At 45.2% G+C, this 23442-nt stretch carries 26 protein-coding genes; 17 read left to right on the top strand and 9 right to left on the bottom strand.

Going from position 1 to position 23442, the window contains the following annotated elements; translation table 11 throughout:
* Positions 1 to 38 precede the first annotated feature (38 nt).
* The 6 genes from lptB to SWOO_RS21715 form a co-directional block, all read right to left on the bottom strand.
* On the bottom strand, positions 39 to 770 hold the full coding sequence (gene lptB / locus SWOO_RS21740; protein ID WP_012326822.1) for an LPS export ABC transporter ATP-binding protein: 732 nt from the start codon (positions 768 to 770) through the stop codon (positions 39 to 41).
* Positions 767 to 1357 carry a lipopolysaccharide transport periplasmic protein LptA gene (lptA, locus tag SWOO_RS21735; protein ID WP_012326821.1) on the bottom strand — a complete coding sequence of 197 codons (591 nt, stop codon included), beginning with the start codon at positions 1355 to 1357 and terminating at the stop codon, positions 767 to 769. Before lptA ends, lptB begins: the two co-directional genes overlap by 4 nt.
* A gap of 74 nt (positions 1358 to 1431) precedes the next feature.
* A complete protein-coding gene (lptC, locus tag SWOO_RS21730; RefSeq protein ID WP_012326820.1) occupies positions 1432 to 1989 on the bottom strand; it encodes an LPS export ABC transporter periplasmic protein LptC in 558 nt (185 codons plus the stop codon).
* Positions 1986 to 2537 (bottom strand): 3-deoxy-manno-octulosonate-8-phosphatase KdsC, encoded by a 552-nt coding sequence (kdsC, locus tag SWOO_RS21725; RefSeq protein ID WP_012326819.1) that lies wholly within the window; start codon positions 2535 to 2537, stop codon positions 1986 to 1988. Before kdsC ends, lptC begins: the two co-directional genes overlap by 4 nt.
* A gap of 105 nt (positions 2538 to 2642) precedes the next feature.
* A complete protein-coding gene (locus SWOO_RS21720; RefSeq protein ID WP_012326818.1) occupies positions 2643 to 3620 on the bottom strand; it encodes a KpsF/GutQ family sugar-phosphate isomerase in 978 nt (325 codons plus the stop codon).
* Positions 3621 to 3708: 88 nt separating this feature from the next.
* Complete coding sequence (locus tag SWOO_RS21715) at positions 3709 to 4668, bottom strand: calcium/sodium antiporter (protein ID WP_012326817.1); 960 nt, start codon at positions 4666 to 4668, stop codon at positions 3709 to 3711.
* A 187-nt stretch (positions 4669 to 4855) separates the two neighbouring features.
* Here SWOO_RS21715 and SWOO_RS21710 point away from each other — a divergent pair, with 187 nt between their 5' ends.
* The 7 genes from SWOO_RS21710 (at position 4856) to murA (ending at position 9583) form a co-directional block, all read left to right on the top strand.
* Entirely contained in the window at positions 4856 to 5671 is an 816-nt protein-coding gene (locus tag SWOO_RS21710; protein ID WP_012326816.1) for an ATP-binding cassette domain-containing protein, read from the top strand.
* Between the two features lie 62 nt (positions 5672 to 5733).
* On the top strand, positions 5734 to 6516 hold the full coding sequence (gene mlaE, locus SWOO_RS21705) for a lipid asymmetry maintenance ABC transporter permease subunit MlaE (RefSeq protein WP_012326815.1): 783 nt from the start codon (positions 5734 to 5736) through the stop codon (positions 6514 to 6516).
* A gap of 62 nt (positions 6517 to 6578) precedes the next feature.
* Positions 6579 to 7046, top strand: coding sequence for an outer membrane lipid asymmetry maintenance protein MlaD (mlaD, locus tag SWOO_RS21700; protein WP_012326814.1), 468 nt, complete (start codon positions 6579 to 6581; stop codon positions 7044 to 7046).
* Positions 7047 to 7049: 3 nt separating this feature from the next.
* Entirely contained in the window at positions 7050 to 7712 is a 663-nt protein-coding gene (locus SWOO_RS21695) for an MlaC/ttg2D family ABC transporter substrate-binding protein (RefSeq protein WP_012326813.1), read from the top strand.
* Positions 7713 to 8015, top strand: a complete 303-nt coding sequence (locus SWOO_RS21690; protein WP_012326812.1) for an STAS domain-containing protein — start codon at positions 7713 to 7715, stop codon at positions 8013 to 8015.
* 4 nt (positions 8016 to 8019) lie between these two features.
* Positions 8020 to 8310 carry a BolA family protein gene (locus tag SWOO_RS21685; protein WP_012326811.1) on the top strand — a complete coding sequence of 97 codons (291 nt, stop codon included), beginning with the start codon at positions 8020 to 8022 and terminating at the stop codon, positions 8308 to 8310.
* A gap of 13 nt (positions 8311 to 8323) precedes the next feature.
* Positions 8324 to 9583: a UDP-N-acetylglucosamine 1-carboxyvinyltransferase gene (gene murA / locus SWOO_RS21680; protein ID WP_012326810.1), complete on the top strand. Its 1260-nt coding sequence runs from the start codon at positions 8324 to 8326 to the stop codon at positions 9581 to 9583.
* A gap of 85 nt (positions 9584 to 9668) precedes the next feature.
* On the opposite strand, the gene degS is transcribed toward murA, so the two are convergent.
* The 3 genes from degS to SWOO_RS21665 form a co-directional block, all read right to left on the bottom strand.
* Positions 9669 to 10754, bottom strand: coding sequence for an outer membrane-stress sensor serine endopeptidase DegS (gene degS / locus SWOO_RS21675; protein ID WP_012326809.1), 1086 nt, complete (start codon positions 10752 to 10754; stop codon positions 9669 to 9671).
* A 130-nt stretch (positions 10755 to 10884) separates the two neighbouring features.
* Positions 10885 to 12237: a Do family serine endopeptidase DegQ gene (degQ, locus tag SWOO_RS21670; RefSeq protein WP_012326808.1), complete on the bottom strand. Its 1353-nt coding sequence runs from the start codon at positions 12235 to 12237 to the stop codon at positions 10885 to 10887.
* A 148-nt stretch (positions 12238 to 12385) separates the two neighbouring features.
* The gene (locus tag SWOO_RS21665; protein ID WP_012326807.1) at positions 12386 to 12760 is read right to left on the bottom strand and encodes a ZapG family protein; all 375 of its coding nucleotides are present in this window, start codon (positions 12758 to 12760) and stop codon (positions 12386 to 12388) included.
* Positions 12761 to 12874: 114 nt separating this feature from the next.
* Between SWOO_RS21665 and zapE the strand changes: the two genes are divergently transcribed.
* From zapE to SWOO_RS21615, 10 genes are all read left to right on the top strand, one after another.
* Entirely contained in the window at positions 12875 to 13981 is a 1107-nt protein-coding gene (gene zapE, locus SWOO_RS21660) for a cell division protein ZapE (RefSeq protein WP_012326806.1), read from the top strand.
* A 261-nt stretch (positions 13982 to 14242) separates the two neighbouring features.
* A complete protein-coding gene (gene rplM / locus SWOO_RS21655) occupies positions 14243 to 14674 on the top strand; it encodes a 50S ribosomal protein L13 (RefSeq protein ID WP_012326805.1) in 432 nt (143 codons plus the stop codon).
* Between the two features lie 14 nt (positions 14675 to 14688).
* A complete protein-coding gene (rpsI, locus tag SWOO_RS21650) occupies positions 14689 to 15081 on the top strand; it encodes a 30S ribosomal protein S9 (RefSeq protein ID WP_012141096.1) in 393 nt (130 codons plus the stop codon).
* 160 nt (positions 15082 to 15241) lie between these two features.
* The gene (locus tag SWOO_RS21645; protein WP_012326804.1) at positions 15242 to 15430 is read left to right on the top strand and encodes a DUF2065 domain-containing protein; all 189 of its coding nucleotides are present in this window, start codon (positions 15242 to 15244) and stop codon (positions 15428 to 15430) included.
* Between the two features lie 66 nt (positions 15431 to 15496).
* Positions 15497 to 16792, top strand: a complete 1296-nt coding sequence (locus tag SWOO_RS21640) for an adenylosuccinate synthase (RefSeq protein WP_012326803.1) — start codon at positions 15497 to 15499, stop codon at positions 16790 to 16792.
* A 264-nt stretch (positions 16793 to 17056) separates the two neighbouring features.
* Entirely contained in the window at positions 17057 to 17662 is a 606-nt protein-coding gene (locus SWOO_RS21635; protein WP_041418344.1) for a tetratricopeptide repeat protein, read from the top strand.
* Between the two features lie 60 nt (positions 17663 to 17722).
* The gene (gene rnr / locus SWOO_RS21630; protein WP_012326801.1) at positions 17723 to 20203 is read left to right on the top strand and encodes a ribonuclease R; all 2481 of its coding nucleotides are present in this window, start codon (positions 17723 to 17725) and stop codon (positions 20201 to 20203) included.
* A gap of 17 nt (positions 20204 to 20220) precedes the next feature.
* Entirely contained in the window at positions 20221 to 20958 is a 738-nt protein-coding gene (rlmB, locus tag SWOO_RS21625) for a 23S rRNA (guanosine(2251)-2'-O)-methyltransferase RlmB (RefSeq protein WP_012326800.1), read from the top strand.
* An 825-nt stretch (positions 20959 to 21783) separates the two neighbouring features.
* The gene (locus SWOO_RS21620; RefSeq protein ID WP_012326799.1) at positions 21784 to 22140 is read left to right on the top strand and encodes a hypothetical protein; all 357 of its coding nucleotides are present in this window, start codon (positions 21784 to 21786) and stop codon (positions 22138 to 22140) included.
* A complete protein-coding gene (locus SWOO_RS21615; protein ID WP_012326798.1) occupies positions 22115 to 23440 on the top strand; it encodes an SPFH domain-containing protein in 1326 nt (441 codons plus the stop codon). The genes SWOO_RS21620 and SWOO_RS21615 overlap by 26 nt, the downstream gene beginning before the upstream one ends.
* Positions 23441 to 23442: the final 2 nt, after the last annotated feature.

Raw genomic sequence — 23442 nt, 5'->3', positions numbered from 1 at the left:
AATTTCTAAATTAGAGGAGAACTGCTCCTCTAGATTAACTATAGCTTGAATTGTTCACCTAAGTACACAGCTCGCACTTGCTGATTGTCTAAGATTTCAGCGGGTGTACCTTCAGCGATTAAGTTTCCATGACTTACAATATAGGCATGCTCACAAACATCCAATGTTTCCCGCACGTTATGGTCAGTGATCAAGACACCAAGACCACGACTTTTGAGCTGTAAAATGATCTTTTTGATGTCGATAACCGAGATAGGATCGACACCTGCAAAGGGCTCATCAAGCAGGATAAATTTAGGGTTTGCAGCCAGTGCTCTAGCTATCTCAACACGTCTACGCTCACCACCTGACAGCGACATCCCTTGGCTATCTCTGATATGGGTAATGTGGAACTCCTCCAGCAGATGTTCAAGCTGCTCCTCACGAGCATTTTTATCTAGCTCATCACGGGTCTGGAGAACGGCCATAATATTATCGCGCACTGAGAGCTTTCTGAAGATACTGGCCTCTTGGGGCAGGTAACCTATCCCTTTACGGGCGCGTAGATGCATGGGATCTAATGTGAGATCGTCACTATCGATAAAGATACGACCTTTATCACTTTGTACTAAGCCCACGACCATATAAAAGGTGGTGGTTTTTCCTGCACCATTGGGGCCGAGTAAGCCAACAATCTGACCTGTTTTTACACTGAGGCTCACGTCCTGTACTACGGCGCGACTTTTATAACTTTTGGCTAGGTTTACAGCCTTTAACGTCAAAGAACTCATTCGATCTCCTGAGCGTTAACTGCAGGTTCTACAGGTATCTCTGGCTTTGTTTCAGGTTGAGTCTCTTTGTTGCTATCTGTTTTAGGCTTAGACTCATCCTGGTAATTTTCAGGTTGGATAATGGTGATGACCCTTTCGCTACCTGTACTTTCAGCAATAAGCTGCTGCTTTTCAATGTTATATTGAATCTGATTACCTGTAACTTGGCTACCATCTTGCTCAAGCGTCGCATTACCCTTCAGAATAAGAGTGCGTTTTGATAACTCGTAGCGGATCTCTTTTGCGCTGGCGTTGGCTGGACGGCCATCTTCCATTATCTGTGAGTAAGTTGCTGGATTCCCCGTAGCGACTAAGATACGTCCGTTAGACCCCTCTTTGGTAAAGGCTCTAAGCTTATCGGCATTGATTTTAACTGAGCCCTGAACGACTTCAACTGGGCCATTAAAGATGATCTGGTTATTTTTAATATCTGCTTCCTGACTTGCTGCAGAGATTTTAACTTCTTGTTTTAGATCATCGACTTTTGCCACACTACTAAAGCTTATTAAGCAGAGTAGTGCTGTGATGATGCCTGTATTTTGCTTCATATATCCCTTCAATTTGACATAAAAAATGTCAATGCTAATCAACCAAATGTTTACCCATTTTGCGTTGACGTTAACTAGTGTGCTGAGTAGGTGCCATTAACCTGACTGGTTAATTTTACGTTTTCAGCGTTGAGGTCGGCATATAGACCAACCCCTTCAATAATAAAGTCGCTACCTGTGATATAGATATTGTCATCGGATGTCATGATCATGGTATTGAGATCCAACTCAAGATAGCTTGTTTTGATCGACTGTATCGGCTCATTGCTGTTTATGGCGTTGATGATAACATTGTTTTCGAGTATGACTTTTCCTGAATTTTTATTCATGGTGCCTTTGGTCGATTGTAGCTGCCACTGAGCCTCGCCTTGCTCAGGGTACACCAGATAGATAGGCTCGGTGAAGTAGGTCATATTATCCTCTTCATAATGCTCCATATGTTTAGCACTAACCCGGCTATTAACTAAGCCAAGTTCATTGTATTCAACACTTTTTAGGTTATCAGCAATATAATCGGGTCGGGCGCTAACATCGACAGCTAACCCCTCATCTCCTCGTTTGGATTGCACCTGCCAGTAGAGCAGAAGTGCGGTACCAAAGAAGGCGATAATGGCGAGGGTGACTCTATTCATATACTCATTCCATGAGCCGTTTCGAACTTATTCTGGCTAAGAAGCAGTAGATCTGTCAACTCACGTAGGGCGCCGTGGCCTCCCTTGATATGAGTAACAAAATCGGCACCTTGCTGAACATAAGGATGGCCGTCAGCAACACATACCGATAAACCAACCTGTTTCATCACTGGTAGGTCAACCATATCATCGCCGATATATGCGACCTCTTCTGGCGTTACCTTGTATAAAGAGAGTAGCTCCTGATAGGGAGTCAGTTTGTCATCGACGCCTTGATAGATATGGGTGATCCCTAGGGCTGTCATGCGATCTTCGACAATCTTAGATTTTCTGCCGGTAATAATGGCGACAGGAATATCACTGGTGAGCAGAGATCTGACGCCGTAACCGTCACGGGTATGGAAGGTTTTAAGTTCATCGCCCGTGTTACTCATATAGACTAAACCGTCGGAGAATACTCCATCTACATCACATATTAGAAGCTTGATCTTACTGGCCTTTTGCCAAACAGTATCCTCTATTGGACCGTAAAAACCTTGGTGTGACATACAGTATCTCCATTATCGCGCTAGCCGTTTGTTCATCGAAGGGCTAATTGCTATGCCAACTCATTAAGTTGGCCTAAATTGGTAAAAAGGGAGCAATCCCTAATATTAGATAACGCCAGCCTTGACCATATCTAACATGTTTAAGGCACCTATTGGATGCTGCTGATCATCGATAACGATCAAACCATTAATATCTTTATCTTCCATCACTTTCAGTGCAGCAGCCGCTAAAATGTCGGCAGAAACAGTGACGCACCCTTTAGACATTACATCACTGATAGAGGTGGTGCGAAGATTGACTTCACTGTCGATAACGCGTCTTAGGTCGCCATCGGTAAAGATACCTACCAGTTTATTTGCCTCATCGACGACAGCTGTCATACCTAAGCTTTTTTTAGAGATCTCATAGAGGGCTTCAGTGATGCAGATATCATGGTTTACCGAGGGCAGATCTTTGCCTTTATGCATCACATCACTGACCTTAAGTAGCAGCTTACGTCCTAAGCTACCACCGGGATGAGAGAGGGCAAAATCATCTTTGGTAAAGCCTCTAGCTTGCAAAAGCGCAACGGCTAAGGCATCGCCCATGACTAAGGTTGCTGTGGTGCTCGATGTTGGTGCTAACCCTAATGGACACGCCTCTTCTGGCACCTCTATACACAGATGCACAACAGAGAGTTTAGCCATATTTGAATCAGGGTTTCCCGTACAAGCGATAACTGGCAATCCCATGCGTTTAATGACAGGCATTAAGGTGAGTATCTCACTGGCTTCACCTGAGTTTGATATGGCTAAGATAATATCATTTTCACTGAGAACGCCGAGATCTCCGTGGCTCGCCTCTCCAGGGTGAACAAAGAAGGCTGGGGTACCAGTGCTGGCTAATGTTGCAGAGATCTTGTTACCGATATGACCTGATTTACCCATGCCCATTACGATAACTTTACCTGTACAGTTAAGAATTAGCTTACAGGCTTGGGTGAACTCTTCCGAGTCGACGTACTGGTAAAGGTTATCGAGTGCGTTGCGCTCGATGTCGATAACAGTTCTGCCCCATTGGCGAAGTTGAGTTACATCTACCATCTTGCTCTCTCTATTTAATCAAGGCTCTGTGTCGTTAGATTTTGCTTAATCAATCTGTCGACGACTTAATTTCTGAAAACCAGTTTCGTTAAGCCTGAAACAGGATTAACTGATAGGCGATAAAGGTGCATAGTAGTACTACACCATGCCAGCGTTTTAATGCTCTTGCTCGGCCACTTAATAATATAAATACAGCAAGTGCACTGCTGGTAGCCAGTACCATATAAAAATCACGACTACTGGCGGCTGCATCAACGGCGCCGGGAGCAATTATTCCCGGAATGGCTAATACAGCTAAAATATTGAATAGGTTTGAGCCTACGATATTCCCTATTGCCAGATCATCCTCTTTTTTCATTACGCCCGCAACACATGCTGCCAGTTCAGGTAGGCTGGTACCAATAGCAATAATCGTTAAGCCTATGACTAGGTCTGACAGGTGGTAGGCTTTGGCAATACCAACAGCCCCTTGTACCATCCAGTCTGCTGAGAGTGGTAGAAGTACAATACCGACAATAAGCCAGAGTATTGCTCTGGATGTGGGAACACCAGTTGGGATCTCGCTGTCAGCTTCTTCTTCCAATGCATCTTTTTTCTTATTCGTGACGGCGTGCCAGATAAAGTAGCCCATCAACATAAAGAAGAGGCCTAATAGCATAAAGCCCTCTATACGGGTCAGCATACCGTCATGGAGGAAGTAGCCAGCGATAACGGTGGCAATAATCATCAAGGGGATCTCTCGCATTAACGTTTGCGAGCTAACAGCAATGGCACCAAGTAGGGCGGTGATCCCTAAAATCAGTGTGATATTTGCAACATTTGAGCCTAAAACATTTCCAATTGCGGTATCTGTCATCCCTTCCATCGAGGCGGTCGCAGCGACGAACATCTCCGGGGCTGAGCTGCCCATGGCGACGATGGTTAATCCAATTAACATAGGAGGGAGGCCAAGATTTCTGGCAAAAGCTGCAGCGCCATAGACAAATTTGTCAGCACTCCAGACTAGAGCGACTAATCCGGCGATAAGCATGAAAATATTAAATAACATTAAATTGCATTTCAGTAAGTGAGCCCGACGCGCATTTTCGCTGGAATTGAACAAAATTGAAAGTATTGCGGCAAGATAGTGTTGATTCAGTTGTACCTAATAGTCCAATTACGTACAATTTGTCTCTTTTTCTTTCGTTAATCTGTTCATCGAGACAGATAACTCACTTTTAGTGGATGGAATCGTTATGGATCATCAGGTGTTAGCTGAGCCAAAACCTTTGGTTGAGATCCACAATTTGGGTTTTAGTCGTGGTGAGCATGTAATTTTTGACGATATCAGCCTGTCTATTCCAAGAGGGAAGGTGACGGCTATCATGGGGCCAAGTGGTATTGGAAAGACCACCTTGCTCAAATTGATGGGCGGGCAGCTGACGCCAGATATCGGGCATGTATTGTTTGATGGTGTCGATGTGCATAAGTGTCGTCGAGAGGAGCTGTTTACATTGCGTAAACGTATGAGCATGCTGTTTCAAAGTGGGGCTCTGTTTACCGATATGAATGTCTTTGATAATGTCGCATTTGCACTGCGGGAACACTCAGGACTGCCGGAAGAGATCATCAAACGTATCGTATTAATGAAACTAGAAGCGGTAGGTCTACGTGGCACTGCGAATATGATGCCCAACGAGTTATCAGGTGGTATGCAGCGACGTGCAGCACTGGCAAGGGCGATAGCGCTTGAGCCTGAAATGGTGATGTATGATGAACCTTTTGCAGGCCAAGATCCTATCTCTATGGGGGTTCTGGTTAAACTGATCCGTGAGTTATCAGAGGCGTTACAGTTGACCTCAGTTGTGATCTCCCATGATGTGCAGGAGGTGCTTAGTATTGCCGATTACGTTTATGTTATGGCAGATAAGCGTGTGATTGCACAGGGAACTCCCGCAGAGCTTAAAGCCTCTGATATGGCACAGTTAAAACAGTTTATTGGCGGTGAGCCGGATGGGCCTGTTCCTTTTCATTTTCCTGCTGAAGATTATCAAAAGGAGCTGATAGGCTAGCATGATGATATTGAATATGTGGTTAGTAAGTTTTTCCACCTTGATGATGGTGGGGTTTAACGATGAACTTGCTAGATAGAGTTGCCAATTTGGGAAGAGCAGCAATTGAGCTGGTGATTGGATTTGGAAGCGCAGGGTTAATGTTGTGGGGGGCGATAGCCCGTAAACCTAGAGCCAAAGGTTTTCCCCTGTTCGTTAAACAACTGTACGTTGTCGGCGTGCAATCTATGGTGCTGATATTTGTGTCGGGGCTTTTTATCGGCATGGTATTGGCGTTGCAAGGGTATAATATTCTTGTGGGCTTTGGCACCGAAGAGAGCTTAGGGCCCATGGTGGCGTTGAGTCTGCTGCGTGAGTTAGGGCCTGTAGTGACAGCCCTCTTGTTTGCTGGAAGAGCAGGTTCAGCATTGACCGCTGAGATAGGTTTGATGAAGAGCACTGAGCAGCTTTCCAGTCTTGAGATGATGGCAATAGATCCCTTAAGACAGATCATCGCCCCAAGGTTTTGGGCCGGGGTGGTAAGCCTTCCTCTGTTAGCCCTTATCTTCACTGCGGTGGGGATATATGGTGGTCATATCGTGGGTGTCGAGTGGAAGGGGATAGACAGTGGTAGTTTCTGGTCTATTTTGCAGGCGTCTGTTGAGTGGCGACAAGATATTGTAAATTGTTTAATTAAAAGTTTAGTGTTTGCGGTGGTGGTGACCTGGATTGCGCTATACCGCGGTTATCAGGTGATCCCTAATCCTGAAGGGATCAGCAAGGCAACAACGCAAACCGTAGTTCAGTCTAGTCTGGCTGTGTTAGCACTGGACTTCCTGCTTACCGCACTGATGTTTGGTCGTTAATGGATGAACATTGGCAGATTATTCTTGAATAATATGCGCAATAAGAGAATGGAAATAAGAGTATGTTAACGCGTAAAATCGAAATATTAGTGGGTCTGTTTATTCTGTCTGGTTTAGCTGCATTTTTAGTTTTGGTGTTCAATGTCGCCAATGTAGAAGTGAAAGCCAATGGCAGTAATTACACCCTATACGCTAAATTTAGCAACATAGGCGGGCTAAAAGTACGCTCTCCTGTCAAGGTCGGTGGCGTCGTCGTTGGGCGTGTGAGTGAGATTAATCTCGACCCGACTGAGCTTGTGCCCGTGGTTAAACTCTCTATGGATAAGAGGTTTAATCAGTTCCCTGAAACCAGTAGTTTGTCTATTTTGACTTCGGGTTTATTAGGAGAGCAGTTTTTAGGCCTGACCCCTGGCTTTATCGATGATGATATAGCCATGTTAGTCGATGGTGATCGCATCGATGATACTCACTCTGCACTAGTGCTAGAGGAGTTAATTGGCCAGTTTTTGTATAGTGCGTCAAAGGATTAAGGAATGAGAATGTTTAATCAAATTTTCAAGCTCACAGCTTCACTATTTTTGCTGGTTTTTAGCGCGACCGCTCATAGTCAGGAGGTCGAGGTGAACACCATGGATCCCTATGTTATGGTGGAAACCGTTGCCAATAATACTTTTGACAGATTTCATCATGACTTTGCCATTATTGAGACCAACCCTGACCACCTTAAGGTGATAGTATCGGACGAGTTGATGCCTTATATCGACACTAAGTATGCGTCTTATAAGGTGATGGGTACGTATCTAAGAAAGACAACAAAAGAGCAGCGTGAACGTTTTGTTGAAGCGTTTAAAGGCTACCTCATCTCTACGTATGCTCAGGCTTTTACTGAGTATACAGATCAAAAGGTGAGTTTTGCACGAGCTGCAGATTTCAGCAAAGAGAAGATGGTCAGTGTGGATGTGCAGATCATTGATGCGGGTCGCCCTCCCATTAAATTGCAGTTCCGGGTTCGTCGTCTTAAGGATGATAGTTGGAAAGCATTTGATCTGGTGGCTGAAGGTGTGAGTTTACTTGCCTCAAAAAGCTCAGAGATCTCCAATCTTATCCGTCAAAAAGGGATTGATGCTGTGATTGCTGAACTTGATGAGCGCACTAAGGTGTCTATCCATCGCGGATCTGCGGATAAGAAGGCCTAAGTGGCTGAGTTTACTCAACAGGGCTCGATTTGTCATATCAGTGGCCGTTTGTCTCAGGAGGAGATACCGGCATTGTGGCTGCGCAGAAAGTCGCTGTTAAATAGAGAGGTTGAGGTTATTGATCTCTCTGAACTCTCATACAGTGACAGCGCAGGAATTGCGTTTATTTTAGAGCTGATGAGTGTTGCGAGAGCGGAAAAGCGGAGCTTGAGTTTCACTTCTGCCTCTGAGCAACTTTCGAAATTAATTGATTTATATGATTTAGAACTCTTCTTCAATGAAGAAGCAAAACAAGGTAAATAGATCCATGAATGCTAACGAGACCGAACAAGTTAACGACGATGCTGCAAAACTTAAAGAGCTAGAGCAGCTGTTATTGGATGCACTTTCATTAGATGAAGTTCATGTGACCCAAGCTGGAACCCATTACAAAATCGTTGCCGTCGGCGAGTGTTTCGAAGGTATGGGGCGTGTTAAGCAGCAGCAAACCATTTATGGGCCGTTAATGGACCGCATCACCAGTGGTGAACTTCATGCACTAACGATCAATGCTTTTACGCCGACACAATGGAAGCGTGAAAAAGTATTTAACATGTAAGCTGAGAGCTAAAGTGGATAAATTAAAGATTGAGGCAAGTGAAGCACTTGCCGGGAATGTTGTTATTTCGGGGGCTAAGAATGCTGCCCTGCCTATTTTGATGGCGGGTGTATTGGCTGAAACCGATTTTGTGGTCACAAATGTTCCGAACCTTAGAGATGTCAATACCAGCTGTGAGCTGCTTCGTTGCTTAGGCGCTGAAGTGACCCGCAGTGATAATAGTGAAGTGCGTATCTCAACCAGTTCACTCGATCATTTTTGCGCGCCTTATGATTTAGTTAAAACCATGAGAGCGTCGATCCTTATCTTAGGGCCTTTGTTGGCACGATTTGGTACTGCTGATGTGTCTTTGCCTGGTGGCTGCGCGATCGGTGCCCGCCCGGTGAATCTTCATCTTCACGGTCTAGAGCAGATGGGCGCTAAAATCGAAGTTGAAGAGGGTTACATTAAGGCGCGAGTTGATGGTCGTCTTAAAGGCGCTCATATTTTTATGGATATGGTGAGCGTTGGCGCTACTGAAAACTTGCTGATGGCTGCGACGCTTGCCGACGGTGAGACCATTATTGAAAATGCGGCTCGTGAACCTGAAGTTATCGATCTGGCTAACTGCTTGATCGCTATGGGCGCAAAAATTGAAGGTGCAGGCACCGATTCTATCCGTATTCAGGGTGTTGAATCTCTTAATGGATGTCACTATCGAGTGATGCCTGACAGAATCGAAACTGGCAGCTTTTTAATTGCTGCTGCTGTGACTCGCGGCAAGATACGCTGTGTCGATGCTGATCCATCAACTCTTGAAGCTGTTTTGGCTAAACTTGAAGATGCGGGCGCAACCATTACTACAGGTAGTGATTGGATTGAGCTTGATATGCAAGGTAAACGTCCAAAGGCTGTCAATATTAAGACTGTACCTTATCCAGGTTTTCCTACCGATATGCAGGCACAGTTTTGCTTGTTGAACGTGTTAGCTGAGGGAACCTCAACGATTACAGAGACTATTTTTGAGAACCGCTTTATGCACGTGCCTGAGCTTATCCGTATGGGGGCAAATATGGAGCTTGAGGGCAATACCTGCATTATTCAGGGTATAGAGAGACTCAACGGTGCTCAGGTGATGGCAACAGATCTGAGAGCGTCTGCAAGCTTAGTCATTGCGGGCCTAGTTGCAGAGGGAACAACGATTGTTGATCGTATCTATCACCTAGATCGTGGCTATGAACATATCGAAGATAAGTTCAAAGGCTTAGGTGGACAGGTTGTTCGCGTGAGTTAACCGTTCTGGTCGTGATTATTGACACGGAAAGGCCTGCATGATGCAGGCCTTTTCTTATTTTGTTATGCCGATAAAGTTATATCAACTATTCAGTCTCTTCAACGACATTTTCACCAATGGTGACAGGTACATCGTATACCTTTCCTTTACGAATAATGGTCATGGTGACCTGTTTATTCGGTGTAGATTCAGCAATTCTATCCATCAACATCTCGACGCCAGGAACCGCTTCGCCCTCAAACTTTGTGATCACATCTCTAGCTTGCAGCTGAGCTTGAGCCGCTGGACCATGGGGATCAACGCCGGTTATCACCACACCAGTTAGATCTGGTAGATTAAGGATCTGGGCGATAACAGGACCAACAGGTTCACCAGTTATTCCCAGAGCACCACGAATAACTCGACCATCTTTAATCAGTTTCCCCATAATACTGTGGGCGAGCTTGATGGGGATAGCAAAGTTAATTCCATGTCCGCCTCCCTCTCCGCCAATCTGGAAAGCGGCAGTATTGATACCTATAAGCTGGCCACTGGTGTCGATAAGTGCTCCACCTGAGTTACCGGCATTAATGGCGGCATCGGTTTGTAAAAAGTCTAAATAGCCAGAGCTTAAACCGTTTCGTCCCGTTGCACTGATAATGCCTTGGGTAATGGTTTGTCCTAAGTTGTATGGGTTGCCTATCGCTAACACCACATCGCCAACCTGAGCTGGTACACCTAAGTTAATCGGTACTATTGGAAGGGTGTCACCCTCAACTTTTAATACGGCAAGGTCGGTGACAGGATCTGAACCGACAACTTCAGAGGTAAATTTACGTCCATCCTGAAGCGCTACAACAATCTCATCGGCTTTTTTGACAACATGATAGTTAGTCAAAATATAGCCCTCTTTACTCATGATAACACCTGACCCAAGCCCTTGAAGTGAGCCTGAGTTGAGTGGCTGATTGCGATTAACGCTTAAGCTATAGATGTTGACTACTGCTGGCGCTGCGCGCCGAACAGCTTTAGAGAATGAGAGCTCAAAGCCATTATCACCACGTTTTTGAAAAAATAGATTTGAAGAGCCGTTATCGGTGAGAAGCGGGGTAACAAACAGAAAGACAGCCGCCATAATTAGGCCGAACGTAACTGCCTTACCGACGTATAAGAGTGTGTCTTTTATAGCCATATTTGAGAGAGTTAAGCAAAATTTGAATTAGATTAACACGATTGCTGTGAATAAGCATGAGAGGAATGATATCCCCCTCATCTATTCATCATGGCTAACACAAGAGGTTAGCCATGAGAGAGTTATCGCTTTATCTGAGTACTAAGAAAAGGCTACTGTGGCCCCTTTGTATCTTAAGCGCCACCGTACCTTGCTGCTCCTTTAGCTTAGCTTTAAGTGAATTGAGATCATCTATTGAGCTGCGGTTTACGCCGACAATGACGTCTCCTTTACGCAGCCCGCTAGCTGCGGCTGGTGAATTTTGGGCAATATCGGTGATTTCGACACCATCATCTCCATTTTCCAGTGCAGCTCCTGCGAGCATAGGATGAACAGCGCCTGCCGAAGCTTCTGTGGTTTGGCTCGCTTCACCTAATGTGGCCGATACTGTTTTGGAGTCACCATCGCGGATTAAGCCAAATTTGACTTTAGCACCAGCGCCCATCGTGGCGACTTTTGCTCGAAGCTCCTGGAAGCTTTTGATCTTGCGTCCGTTTACACTAACGATAATGTCGCCGGCTTTGATACCTGCATCTTCAGCGGCGCTGTCTTCCATCACCTGATCGACAAACCCGCCATGTTGGGTATCGAGACCGAAGGCTTGAGCAAGTTCGCTGGTGAGATCTCTGCCCGATACGCCTAATACGCCGCGGCGTACTTCGCCATGTTCAATGATCTGATCGACTAAGTTGTTGACCATGTTAGCTGGGATAGCAAATCCAATACCTACGTTACCGCCTCCAGGCGCAACAATGGCTGTGTTGATACCGATAAGGTCGCCATTAAGGTTGACGAGTGCGCCACCAGAGTTACCACTATTGATAGCTGCGTCGGTTTGAATAAAGTTTTCAAGCATCTCTATGCCCAGACCACTGCGGCCCATTGCACTGACAATACCTGATGTGACCGTCTGACCTAAGCCAAAGGGGTTACCGATAGCGACAGCAAAGTCACCTACTTTAAGCTCATCAGAATCGGCACGCTTCACCGCCACTAAGTTTTTAGCCTTTATCTGCAGCAGTGCAATATCAGATTCAGCGTCGGCACCAATCAGTTTTGCTTCAACCTCACGACCGTCATGCAGGCCGATTAAGATCTCATCCGCGCCATCAATCACATGGTTATTCGTGACGATATAGCCCTTATTAGCATCGATTATCACGCCTGAGCCTAAGCCTCTAAATGGGCGCTCTTGCACCTGCTCTTGTGGTGCATTAGGGCCGAAGAAATAGCGAAAAGCATCGGGAAGTTTCTGCTTAGATACATGGGTGCCTTCAACAGCAACGGCGACGACCGCAGGAGTTGTACGCTCAAGCATAGGCGCGAGGCTTGGAATTGACTCGCCATTAACAGCCATAGGGATAGCGGCTTGGCTTATCGCTGGCGTTAAGGTTAGGGATGCCGTTAGTAATGCGGCAGAGAGTAAGCTTAATTTCGTTTTCATCAATTCATGGCTCCAATGTCGGATATGGAAATATGATCACTAATGGATATTAGGGATTACCTGTATTTTTTCAAGAAGTGATCACAAATCAATTGTTACAGAGTCCGACCTAAGAGATGTAATGAAAGTTCACCTTTATTAACAAAGGTTAATTATTTGGGTTCACTATGATGACGTCTTGGCTGTCGAGTTCGTTTGCTTGATCTTGCTGTTTTGAGTGTTCCGCTTTGTCACTTGTGAGTGTGGCCAGTGGTTTAACGCTGTTTTTAGGCGCTAAAGTATTTGCGGCTTCATTCCACTTTTTATTGACTTTATTAAGCTGCTCGGTCAGTTCAGCAAGCTGCTGGTAGTGATCCTCAAAATGATCTGTCACCTCTTGCTTATGTTGACTTAGTTCTAAGCGAGTTTGTTCAAGGGCCTCATCTTTATCGTTGGATTCGTGATTTTTCGCGAAAATGGTTCTGATCACATAACCTAAAACAATGCCCAGTACAAAAGTGGCAACAACTAATGGCCATTCCATATATGAATCCTCTATATAAATCATCGACAGTGATGATTAAAACAATAGTAACATTGACTATTCTTAGCATGGTACCATTTAGATGAATTTTAAGGATAGAAGAGATCAATCGACGTGCCCCAACCAACACCATGGCAACATTATCAGCAAGATCTGACCCGAGATGACTTTTCCCACGATAGTGCGCAAGAGCAAGCCGTAAAAAGCCTGCAGCGTGTTTATGATGAGATCCAAGTTGCTAACAGTAAGCCAACGGGTTTTCGTCAACTGTTCTCTTTTCTTGGGGCAAAAGAGCAAACGGTTCAGGGATTATACCTGTGGGGCGGGGTGGGGCGCGGTAAGACCTATCTGATGGATACCTTCTATGACTCACTGCCAGGTGATAAGAAGCTTAGGGCGCACTTTCACCGTTTTATGCATCAAGTCCATGTCGATCTTGATAATCTAAAGGGGCAACGGGATCCTCTGCTCATTATTGCTAAGCAGATGGCGGATAAATACCAAGTGATCTGTTTTGATGAGTTTTTTGTCTCAGATATTACTGATGCCATGTTGTTGGGGACACTATTTCAAGCCCTGTTTAAAGAGGGAGTTGCACTGGTTGCTACCTCAAATATTATTCCAGATGAGCTTTACCGTAATGGCCTACAACGGGCGCGTTTTCTGCCTGCAATTGCACTTATTAATAAGCATTGCCAAATCTTAAATGTCGACTCAGGTATCGACTACCGTTTACGTACGTTAGAGCAAGCGGAGATCTATCATTACCCTCTAGATACCCAAGCGGATAAGAATCTACTGAGCTATTTTGAAAAGTTGGCTCCCGAGTCAGAGATATCAAGGAGTGATATCGATATCGATGGTCGTAACATAGGGATAAGACAGCAGGCTCAAGGCGTATTGCTTATCGACTTTAGGGATCTATGTGATGGACCCAGAAGTCAACGCGACTATATGGAGCTGGCCTGTTTATACCACACAGTGTTGCTCAGTGGGGTTGAGCAGATGGGTGATAAATCCACTGGAGATGATATCGCACGGCGATTCTTAGCTATGGTGGATGAGTTTTATGAACGAAACGTCAAACTGATCCTATCGGCCGAGGTCTCTTTAGAGGAGATCTATACTCAAGGTCTATTGACCTTTGAGTTTAGGCGCTGCCGCTCTCGTTTAACCGAGATGCAATCCCATGATTATCTCGCGTTAGAGCACCTGCCATAGCCTGACAAAAGAGACGGTTAGCAACTCATATTGGCGAGAGGGCCATTAACGAAGAATTAATTTACCTAGATTGTAAAAATTAGGTGATTTTTAGCTCAGCTTTGTCTATAATCCGCCACCTGCCCTCGTTACTCCGTCGATATGACGGAAGTTGTAAAGCCTAATTCTTTGCTCGAAGGGGCGGGGAATGGCACTATTTGTGTTTTTTACCAATGATGGTGAAAACATTTGAGACAGAATTTTAACATTGGGTTTTTGTAAATGAAGACTACTTTTACTGCTACACCAGAGACAGTCACTCGCGAGTGGTTTGTCGTTGACGCTGAAGGTAAAACTTTAGGTCGTATCGCTACTGAAATTGCTACACGTCTACGTGGTAAGCATAAGCCAGAGTATACACCTCATGTTGATACCGGCGATTACATCATCGTTATTAACGCTGAGAAAGTTGCTGTCACTGGTAATAAAGCGAAAGGCAAAGTGTACTACTCGCATTCGGGTTTCATCGGTGGTATTAAGCAAATCACTTTTGAAAAGCTGCAAGATCATAAGCCTGAAATGATTATCGAGAAAGCAGTTAAGGGTATGTTACCTAAAGGTCCTTTAGGACGTGCCATGTTCCGTAAACTTAAAGTTTACGCTGGTACAGAACATAACCACGCTGCACAACAACCTCAAGTTCTTGATATCTAAACGGGATTAAGCTAATGGCTGCAACTCAGTACTACGGCACAGGCCGTCGCAAAACATCTACAGCTCGCGTATTCGCGAAAGTAGGAACTGGTAACATCGTTGTTAACCAACTTCCTCTAGATCAATATTTTGGTCGTGAAACTTCTCGTATGGTTGTTCGTCAGCCACTTGAGCTAGTTGAAATGACTGACAAGTTAGACATCTTTGTAACTGTTAAGGGTGGTGGTAACACTGGCCAAGCAGGTGCTATTCGTCACGGTATTACTCGTGCGTTGATGGAACTTGATGAGTCTCTACGTCCTTCTCTACGTGCCGCTGGTTTCGTTACCCGTGATGCTCGTAAAGTTGAGCGTAAGAAAGTTGGTCTACGCAAAGCACGTCGTAAGCCACAATTCTCTAAGCGTTAATTTTTCGCTTTCAGAATACAAAAAACCCAGCTTATGCTGGGTTTTTTATTACCTGAAATTTATGCCGACAGATTATGTATTCTGTATAATGTCGACATGTAAAACCTGCTGTTTTCTTAATCTAAACTTAATGACTGTACGCTACCCGGAATTCTAAATTATGTCTCTACAGCTAATCATGCTTGCGTTGGGAATTGTGCTCATTATTGAGGGAATTGGACCATTTTTATTTCCCAATCGATGGAAGGCGTATTTAAAGGAAATTTCTAACCAAAATCAGCAACTTCTGCAACGATTAGGTGGTGCTTTAGTCACTGCAGGTGTCGTTTTGTTGATTATTTTTTCATAAAGGGCTTGCCTACCGCCCCTATAGATCTGCTAAAATCCCGTTTTAACCACTACCGTGCAGCAAATAATGGGCAAAAACGTCGTAGTTCTCGGCACCCAATGGGGTGACGAAGGAAAGGGTAAGATAGTCGATCTTCTTACCGAACAGTCAAAATATGTCGTTCGATATCAAGGTGGCCACAACGCTGGTCACACACTTGTGATCGATGGCGAAAAAACCGTTCTCCATCTTATTCCATCAGGGATCTTACGCGATAATGTAAAATGCATTATTGGTAACGGTGTGGTGCTTGCACCAGACGCGCTGATGACTGAGATCAAAATGCTTAAAGAGCGTGGAGTTCCTGTTGAGGAGCGTCTACTTATCTCTGAAGCATGTCCACTCATCCTTCCATTCCATTGTGCTCTAGATATTGCTCGTGAAAAAGCGCGCGGTAATAATGCTATCGGTACAACGGGTCGTGGTATTGGTCCTGCTTATGAAGACAAGGTTTCACGCCGCGGTCTTCGTGTTGGCGATCTGTTTGATGCAGAGCTGTTTGCAGAGAAGCTAAAAGAGGTGATGGCTTATCACAACTTTATGCTGACTGAATACTACAAGTGTGAAGCAGTCGATTATGAAGAGACATTGAAAGATGCGCTTGCGATTGCTGACTACTTGAAGAGCATGTGTGTTGACGTAACTGAGCTTCTTGATCAGGCGCGTAAAGCTGGTGAGCCAATTCTATTTGAAGGTGCTCAAGGTACACTGCTTGATATCGACCATGGTACTTATCCATTTGTAACCTCTTCAAACACTACCGCAGGTGGTGTTGCGACAGGTTCTGGATTCGGCCCACGTCACCTTGATTATGTTTTGGGTATCATGAAAGCCTACACCACGCGTGTTGGTGCTGGTCCATTCCCAACTGAACTTCAATGTGAAATTGGTGATCACTTAGGTACTAAAGGTCACGAGTTTGGTGCAACTACTGGTCGTAAGCGTCGTCCAGGTTGGTTAGACGTTGTTGCCATGAAGCGTGCAGTACAGATCAACAGCATTAGCGGTTTCTGCTTGACCAAACTAGATGTGCTAGATGGTCTTGAAGAGGTTAAGATCTGTGTGGGTTACCAATACCCAGATGGCAGTGTTGCTACTGTGACTCCACTTGCAGCTGAAGGCTACGAGCAGGTTACTCCAGTACTTGAAACTATGCCTGGCTGGAGTGAGAACACTTTCGGCGCAACATCTGTAGAGCAACTGCCACAAGCAGCGCTAAACTACATCAAGCGTCTAGAAGAGTTACTTGATACGCCAATCGATATTATCTCAACGGGTCCCGACAGAAACGAGACCATGATTCTAGTGAATCCGTTTAGTTAATGTATAGAGGCCGCGTTAAGCGGCCTTTTTATTTTAAGGAGGTGCACTTTTAAGTCACTTGGGTATCGCAAGCCTTAAGAAAAAAACCATATTGCCGATGAGCTATTATGGATAGGGAGAGTAAGTATGGATGAGACAACACATTTAACACCTTGAGTGTTGTGTCTCATCGCTACTTACACTGATAAATATTTTGTGAGAAAAGCCATGTTTTTAAAAGCATCGATAGGTTTTATAGCAAGTTTGCCACGCTCAGCATCGATAATGATCTTGATGCTGCTGGCGCCTTTGTCTAGTCAGGCTGAAGAAACCCAAGCTGTAGATATTTACAGTCAGGAGCAGCTTATTGAACTTATTCGTAGCAAGCAATATCTGACCCGTGTTGAAGGGGATGATTGCCAGTTAGTTCAGGATATTGAAGCAAGAGCCGAAGTGCTAAAACAGCCGCTCTATCAATATCTCTGGGGTGAGATGTTAAATTATGGCATCTGTGTAAAAGCAAACCCTCCTAGAGGGATGGCACTATTGAGAGATTCAGTGGCTCAAGGCAGTGCCGAGGCGATGGTGAGAATTGCTGAATATTATTATCATGGTACCTTTGTATTCCAGGATAAAGAGCGCGCCGTGCACTATGTGTTACCGGCAGCGGCAAGCGGCGATCTCCCCGCCCGTATGTTGTTAGTGAGACTGTTTGGTGAAGGGTATGGCAGCTACAGAGATTTTGAGCTGGGATACCACTGGCTGTACAACGACGTATTTAGTGATGAGGCGACCAAGAAAGAAGCCTACGAATTATTGAAGGTGCTCGAAGAGAAAATACCACCGAGCATAGTTGCGAAGATTAAGCTGCAACACCTGAAATCCCGATAAATAATACAAATTGATTTGTATTACCCAGATAGTGTTCTGGGCATAAATTTGAGACATTGAATGATCAAAGATCCGCATTTAAAGCGTGAACAAGAAAATTACGAAAACCCAATTCCTAGCCGCGAGTACATTTTAGATTACCTGCGCTCTGAAAAATCACCCCTTAACCGTGAACGCATTGCCGCAGCACTTAAGCTTGAAAGTGAAGAACACATTGAAGCCTTAAGACGTCGACTTCGTGCAATGGAGCGTGACGGTGAGCTTGTCTTTACCCGTGGCCAAGCATATGGCCTGCCAGAAAGAATGGATCTGTTAACTGGAACCATCATAGGGCATAAAGATGGCTTTGGCTTCCTCAAGCTAGAAGAGGGGGGTGATGACCTCTTTATTAATAACCGTGACATGCTGATGTATTTTCATGGCGATAAGGTATTGGCTCAGAAAGCCGGTGTTGATCGCAAAGGACGTCGCGAAGCCAGAATCGTGCGCTTGGTTCAGCAAAGAGCCGCTGCATTAGTGGGCCGCTTCCATATGGATTCTGGCATGGCATTTGTTATTGCCGATGACAAACGCATTACTCAAGAGATATTAATTCCTGATGAGGACCGCCTTGGTGCCCGTCAGGGAGATATTGTTGTACTTGAACTGACTCGTCGCCCTGGACGCTATGTAAAAGCTGCGGGTAAGGTGACAGAAGTGCTTGGACAACAGATGGCGCCAGGTATGGAGATTGAGATCGCGCTGCGTAACTACGATCTACCCCATAAATGGTCTGGTCTGATTGAGAAGAAGCTGCGTGCTATTCCCGATGAAGTGACTGAAGATGATAAAAAAGGTCGCGTCGATCTTCGTCAACTACCATTAGTTACCATAGATGGTGAAGACGCTCGAGATTTCGATGATGCGGTTTACGCGGAGAAGAAAAAGAGTGGCGGCTGGCGTTTATGGGTGGCGATTGCCGATGTGAGCCATTACGTTCGCACCGAATCTGCACTGGATAGAGAAGCGCGTAGTCGTGGTAACTCTGTCTACTTCCCATCGCAAGTGATCCCAATGCTGCCGGAGAAGATCTCTAATGGACTATGTTCATTAATGCCAGAAGTTGATCGTCTCTGTATGGTGGCCGAGATGACTATCTCTGCAGCGGGTAAACTGTCAGGTTATAAGTTTTATCCAGCAGTGATGCACTCACATGCACGCCTTACTTACACTCAAGTTGCCGATATGCTTGAGGGAGGAGAGGTCAGTGACAAGCTTAAGCCTATCTTCCCGCATCTGCAGACCTTGCAATCTCTGTACTTAACCTTAGATGAGACCCGTGCTGAGCGTGGTGCTATCGCCTTTGAAACCACTGAGACCAAGTTTGTCTTTAATGCAGATCGTAAGATAGACAGCATAGTACCGAGTAACCGTAACCAAGCCCATAAGATCATCGAAGAGTGTATGATCTTGGCTAACGTTGCCTCGGTGAAGTTTGTTAAGAAGCACAAAGGCGAAGTACTTTACCGTGTACATGAATCGCCCTCTGAGCAGAAGTTAACTAACTTCAAGGATTTCCTTAAAGAGCGTGGTTTGACGATGGAGGGAGGCTTAGAGCCAACTCCTAAAGACTATCAAGCGATTATGGAGCAAGTTGCTGACAGGCCAGATGCTGAGCTTATTCAGATCATGTTGCTTCGCTCTATGAAGCAGGCGACCTATACCCCAGATAACGAGGGGCACTTTGGTTTAGCACTTGAAGCATACTCCCACTTTACATCGCCTATTCGCCGTTACCCGGATCTTATTTTACACCGAGTGATCCGTTATCTGCTGGCGAAAGAGCGTGGAGAAGCCAAAGAGAAGTGGACGCCAGATGGTGGCTACAACTATCAGATTGAGGAGTTAGATCTGTTAGGCGAAGAGTGTTCAACCACTGAGCGCCGCGCCGATGAAGCGACTCGTGATGTGAGCGACTGGCTTAAGTGTGAATTTATGCGCGATCATGTTGGTGATACGTTCGAGGCTGTCATCGCTTCCGTGACTCACTTTGGCATGTTCGTTCGTCTCGATAAGCTGTTTATCGATGGCTTAGTGCATATCTCAAGTCTAGGCAGCGATTACTATCAATATGATAATATGCGTCAGCGCCTTGTGGGCGAGGCTTCAGGCCAAACCTATCAACTGGGCGATTCTGTCACGGTTAAGGTCGCAGGCGTTAATCTTGATGATCGTCAAATTGATCTGATGATGGCGGGCGAAGAGGGCAGATCAAAACGCCCAAATCGTGGTAAGAAGCCGATGACTGCACGAGAGCGTGTAAATGCCGAGGGAGCAAAACTCGCCAAGGCGGATAAGAGTGATAAGCCTAAACGTCGCGGTTCGCGCTCAAAGTCTGGTGCTGCTAAAGCCACGGGTGAAAAGAGCTTTAAAACAGATAAAAGCGGTGGAGCCAAAAGCTCTGCAGGTAAAGCAAAGTCAGCAGCTAAGAAGTCGAAGGCGAAAAAGTCTTCAACGAAAAAGAGTTCGGCTAAGCGCAAAGCTAAAGTCAGTAAGTCGTAGAGTAGAGACAGTATTAGATGAAAAAACAAGATATCACCTTCGGGATCCACGCTGTTGAAGCAGTACTAAAGCATAGCCCTGAAAGAGTTATCGAGATGTGGGTGCAGGCGGGTCGTGATGATCAACGTCTGGCATCACTTCTTCAGATGGCTGCCGAGTATGGTATTTCCGTACAAAAAGCTGCACGTAAAGTATTGGATGACAAATCAGACAGTGGTCAACACCAAGGGGTTTTAGCCCGTGTAAAAGCGGTGAAACAACTTAATGACAACGATCTACTTTCATTAGTTGAGAAGACAGAAACGCCGTTTTTTTTGATTCTTGATGGTGTGACAGACCCACATAACTTAGGCGCATGCCTACGTAATGCTGATGCCGCAGGTGTGCACGGCGTTATCGTGCCACGTGATAACTCAGTAGGTTTAACACCAACAGTGAGTAAAGTCGCCTGTGGTGCTGCAGAAGTGGTGCCCCTGTTTCAGGTGACCAATTTAGCGCGCACCATGAAGAGTTTACAAGAGAAAGGTGTGTGGATAGTGGGTGCCGCTGGTGAAGCGGATAGTGACCTATACAAGACAGATCTTAAGGGCCCACTGGCGATTGCAATGGGCGCAGAAGATAAAGGCCTACGCCGCTTAACACGTGAGAGCTGCGACTCGATTGCCTCTATCCCTATGGCTGGATCTGTTTCAAGCTTGAACGTTTCGGTTGCAACAGGTATCTGTTTGTTTGAGGCTGTACGCCAGCGTTTATAGTCGCGAATTCGACTAGGTTAATTCGGTTTTGGCAAGCTCGTTAGGTGTTAGTTAGCGTTATTGAGTGCCGATGTGGAGTAGTCCTCATCGGCATTTTTGTGTCTGGTTATTAGTTACTTGATGGTGGATTGGATGCCGTGCCCATATTGGTATTAATCGCCTGCAGCGTGCTAATGTGTAGATACTTCAGCGAGCCGCTGTAAATATATCCCTATACGCTCTGCGATTTCATCCCTGAAATCGAAGCTCGCAGCTGCATCTACACTGGTTGATTTCCAAGAAGGTTACCTCTTTGATTTTACCATCAGCTAATACGCTATGACCCCTTTAGCTAATACTGTGTTAGTTCTCTTCATCCGTTATCCTGAACTTGTCTCAGGATCTATGGTGAGTGATTGCTTTCGGTTGAAACCATGATCTGACTTAGAATTGCATAAGACTGTTGAAGGTCTCACCTTTATTGTGAGCTATCACTTGCCGTGCATGGAGCACCTTTGCACGCTGCAGGCGATAAACATCAATGAAGAATTGAGCCTTGGTAAACGAACTAGGTATCAAGTTCGCTCAATGAAACAAACTTAAAAAGATACTTGAAACTTGTTATCTGACAAGTCATTAAATTTGTTAGATAGGGCAACATCCTCTCCCCTTAAACTCCAGTCGGCTGATGGAGATATTGATTTCCATTGTTAATCAGTAGGGTATACCAGTTACAACCTGTTTTTTACATTTTAAACCTGTAAAATGGTGTTTGTCGTAACATATGTGCGTTAATGTAGCGCTGTTCGGCAACACCAAATATTCAAAACACCATAAGTAGACATTATGTTTTTTTATATTACAGGGTTAAGTGTACTCATTATTATCTTGTGCGCCGCGCTTTATGTTATCTACCGCAATATGCATAGCGGTCGGGTAAAGAGGGCGAAAGAGTATAATGTGTTATTTGATGAAGATACGGTTGTTGATGAGTTAATCACGCAACTTATCGAGAAGAATCAACATCAAGAAAATGAAGATAAAACAGCACAAAGTAAAGAGGACATACTGGCGACCTTTATCGACCTACATAGGTCCGGCAGTTTCTGCGCTCACTTGAGCGAAGAAGAGATCATCTATTTTGTCAAAAAGAAATTAAATCTGGAGAGCAGTACACATGGAGAGTCAAGTGCAAGAGACTAAAGGAAGCTTAGTAAGGCGAATTGGCCGTCGCAATATCATCTTAATTTCGGCATTTGTTACCGTATTAGTCGTGATTGCGACCTTAATTTCGCAGATGATCGCGTGGAATGAAGCCGATGAACGATTGGTTCATCAATCGGCGTTTACCGGTAACCTCACTGTGATTAATCAGGCTGGCCCCTATTTTAAAGCCTTTGGTACTGTTTCAGCTTATAACAAGGTTATCTCGATTAACTTTACGGGTAATAGCGCGGCTAAGGCGAGTGCCTTGGTGCCATTAATTCCTATCCGCTTTCTTGATACAACGACTGGTGATGCAAGAGGGGTGGCTCGCTTTAGGCTACCAGGTAATGTGCCTGCTACTGAGTCGGGACAGTTAAGAGGGCTACTTAAAATTCATGAGGAGTTTGGCTCACAAGAAACATTAGTTTCGAACCTGCTACTGCGTGCAACCACAGAGAATGTAAAAGCATCAGCCAGAATGATGTCGGTTGAGCAGCACTACTCAGGTGGTAATGGTCAACTAAGTCAAGATTTCTCCGATCAGCTAGTGAACGGTATTTTTGTTACTGAGCAGATATTTGGTACCAGTAGCAATGAGAAATCTGAGGAGCTGAGTAATCTAAGTAAGCAGCAGCGTGTCACGATTAAGATAAAAGAGGGCAGCAACGGCAAGAAGCTACGTAATGCACCGATTTTAGGAGCTTATGGGATCACAGTTGTTGATGCGAGTATTATCGATATCGACTACGAGAGTAAAGTGAACTCTAGGCTTGAAGCGCAAAAACAAGCTGCAGCAGATGAAGCGCTGGCAAGGCAAAATCTGAAGAAGGCTGAGCAGCAAGCGCGCACTGAAGTGGCACTGGGTGAGCAGGCTATCGCTAAGCAGAGAGCAGAATCTGAAAAGCTGAAGATTAAGGAGCAGATCGATGCTGAGAGGGTTAAGGCTAATGCGATTATCTCGGCCCAGCAACGTGTTGAAGTAAAAGCGCAATTAGCGTTAGAGCAAGCCGAGATCCTTAAGCAGCAGCGCCTCGAAGCGATGGGGATGGATGTACTCGCTGAAGCGCGTCAACGTGCGAAGTCTGCTGCACTGGATCCTAAATATGTGTTCGATGAAACATTAAAGGCTGAGATAAAAATTCAGACTGCGCTGTTTAATAGCTTAGGCAATAGCCGTTTGGTGCCTGAGATCATGATAGGTGGTGGACAGGGTGAGCAGAGTAATGGCTCTGAGTTTATGCGCTTATTGGCGGCCGATGCTGCACTTAACCTTAAAAAGCGTTTAGAGAAAAAGTAATG

This window comes from Shewanella woodyi ATCC 51908 (genome assembly GCF_000019525.1).
Taxonomy (GTDB): domain Bacteria; phylum Pseudomonadota; class Gammaproteobacteria; order Enterobacterales; family Shewanellaceae; genus Shewanella; species Shewanella woodyi.
This window is presented reverse-complemented; position numbering and strand designations above follow the sequence as displayed.

Bases quoted from the DNA above. Each gene is read 5' to 3' on its own strand.
- lptB (WP_012326822.1), bottom strand. From the start codon at position 770: ATGAGTTCTTTGACGTTAAAGGCTGTAAACCTAGCCAAAAGTTATAAA.
- lptA (WP_012326821.1), bottom strand. From the start codon at position 1,357: ATGAAGCAAAATACAGGCATCATCACAGCACTACTCTGCTTAATAAGC.
- lptC (WP_012326820.1), bottom strand. From the start codon at position 1,989: ATGAATAGAGTCACCCTCGCCATTATCGCCTTCTTTGGTACCGCACTT.
- kdsC (WP_012326819.1), bottom strand. From the start codon at position 2,537: ATGTCACACCAAGGTTTTTACGGTCCAATAGAGGATACTGTTTGGCAA.
- SWOO_RS21720 (WP_012326818.1), bottom strand. From the start codon at position 3,620: ATGGTAGATGTAACTCAACTTCGCCAATGGGGCAGAACTGTTATCGAC.
- SWOO_RS21715 (WP_012326817.1), bottom strand. From the start codon at position 4,668: ATGTTATTTAATATTTTCATGCTTATCGCCGGATTAGTCGCTCTAGTC.
- SWOO_RS21710 (WP_012326816.1), top strand. From the start codon at position 4,856: ATGGATCATCAGGTGTTAGCTGAGCCAAAACCTTTGGTTGAGATCCAC.
- mlaE (WP_012326815.1), top strand. From the start codon at position 5,734: ATGAACTTGCTAGATAGAGTTGCCAATTTGGGAAGAGCAGCAATTGAG.
- mlaD (WP_012326814.1), top strand. From the start codon at position 6,579: ATGTTAACGCGTAAAATCGAAATATTAGTGGGTCTGTTTATTCTGTCT.
- SWOO_RS21695 (WP_012326813.1), top strand. From the start codon at position 7,050: ATGAGAATGTTTAATCAAATTTTCAAGCTCACAGCTTCACTATTTTTG.
- SWOO_RS21685 (WP_012326811.1), top strand. From the start codon at position 8,020: ATGAATGCTAACGAGACCGAACAAGTTAACGACGATGCTGCAAAACTT.
- degS (WP_012326809.1), bottom strand. From the start codon at position 10,754: ATGGCTATAAAAGACACACTCTTATACGTCGGTAAGGCAGTTACGTTC.
- degQ (WP_012326808.1), bottom strand. From the start codon at position 12,237: ATGAAAACGAAATTAAGCTTACTCTCTGCCGCATTACTAACGGCATCC.
- SWOO_RS21665 (WP_012326807.1), bottom strand. From the start codon at position 12,760: ATGGAATGGCCATTAGTTGTTGCCACTTTTGTACTGGGCATTGTTTTA.
- rplM (WP_012326805.1), top strand. From the start codon at position 14,243: ATGAAGACTACTTTTACTGCTACACCAGAGACAGTCACTCGCGAGTGG.
- rpsI (WP_012141096.1), top strand. From the start codon at position 14,689: ATGGCTGCAACTCAGTACTACGGCACAGGCCGTCGCAAAACATCTACA.
- SWOO_RS21645 (WP_012326804.1), top strand. From the start codon at position 15,242: ATGTCTCTACAGCTAATCATGCTTGCGTTGGGAATTGTGCTCATTATT.
- SWOO_RS21640 (WP_012326803.1), top strand. From the start codon at position 15,497: ATGGGCAAAAACGTCGTAGTTCTCGGCACCCAATGGGGTGACGAAGGA.
- SWOO_RS21635 (WP_041418344.1), top strand. From the start codon at position 17,057: ATGATCTTGATGCTGCTGGCGCCTTTGTCTAGTCAGGCTGAAGAAACC.
- rnr (WP_012326801.1), top strand. From the start codon at position 17,723: ATGATCAAAGATCCGCATTTAAAGCGTGAACAAGAAAATTACGAAAAC.
- rlmB (WP_012326800.1), top strand. From the start codon at position 20,221: ATGAAAAAACAAGATATCACCTTCGGGATCCACGCTGTTGAAGCAGTA.
- SWOO_RS21620 (WP_012326799.1), top strand. From the start codon at position 21,784: ATGTTTTTTTATATTACAGGGTTAAGTGTACTCATTATTATCTTGTGC.
- SWOO_RS21615 (WP_012326798.1), top strand. From the start codon at position 22,115: ATGGAGAGTCAAGTGCAAGAGACTAAAGGAAGCTTAGTAAGGCGAATT.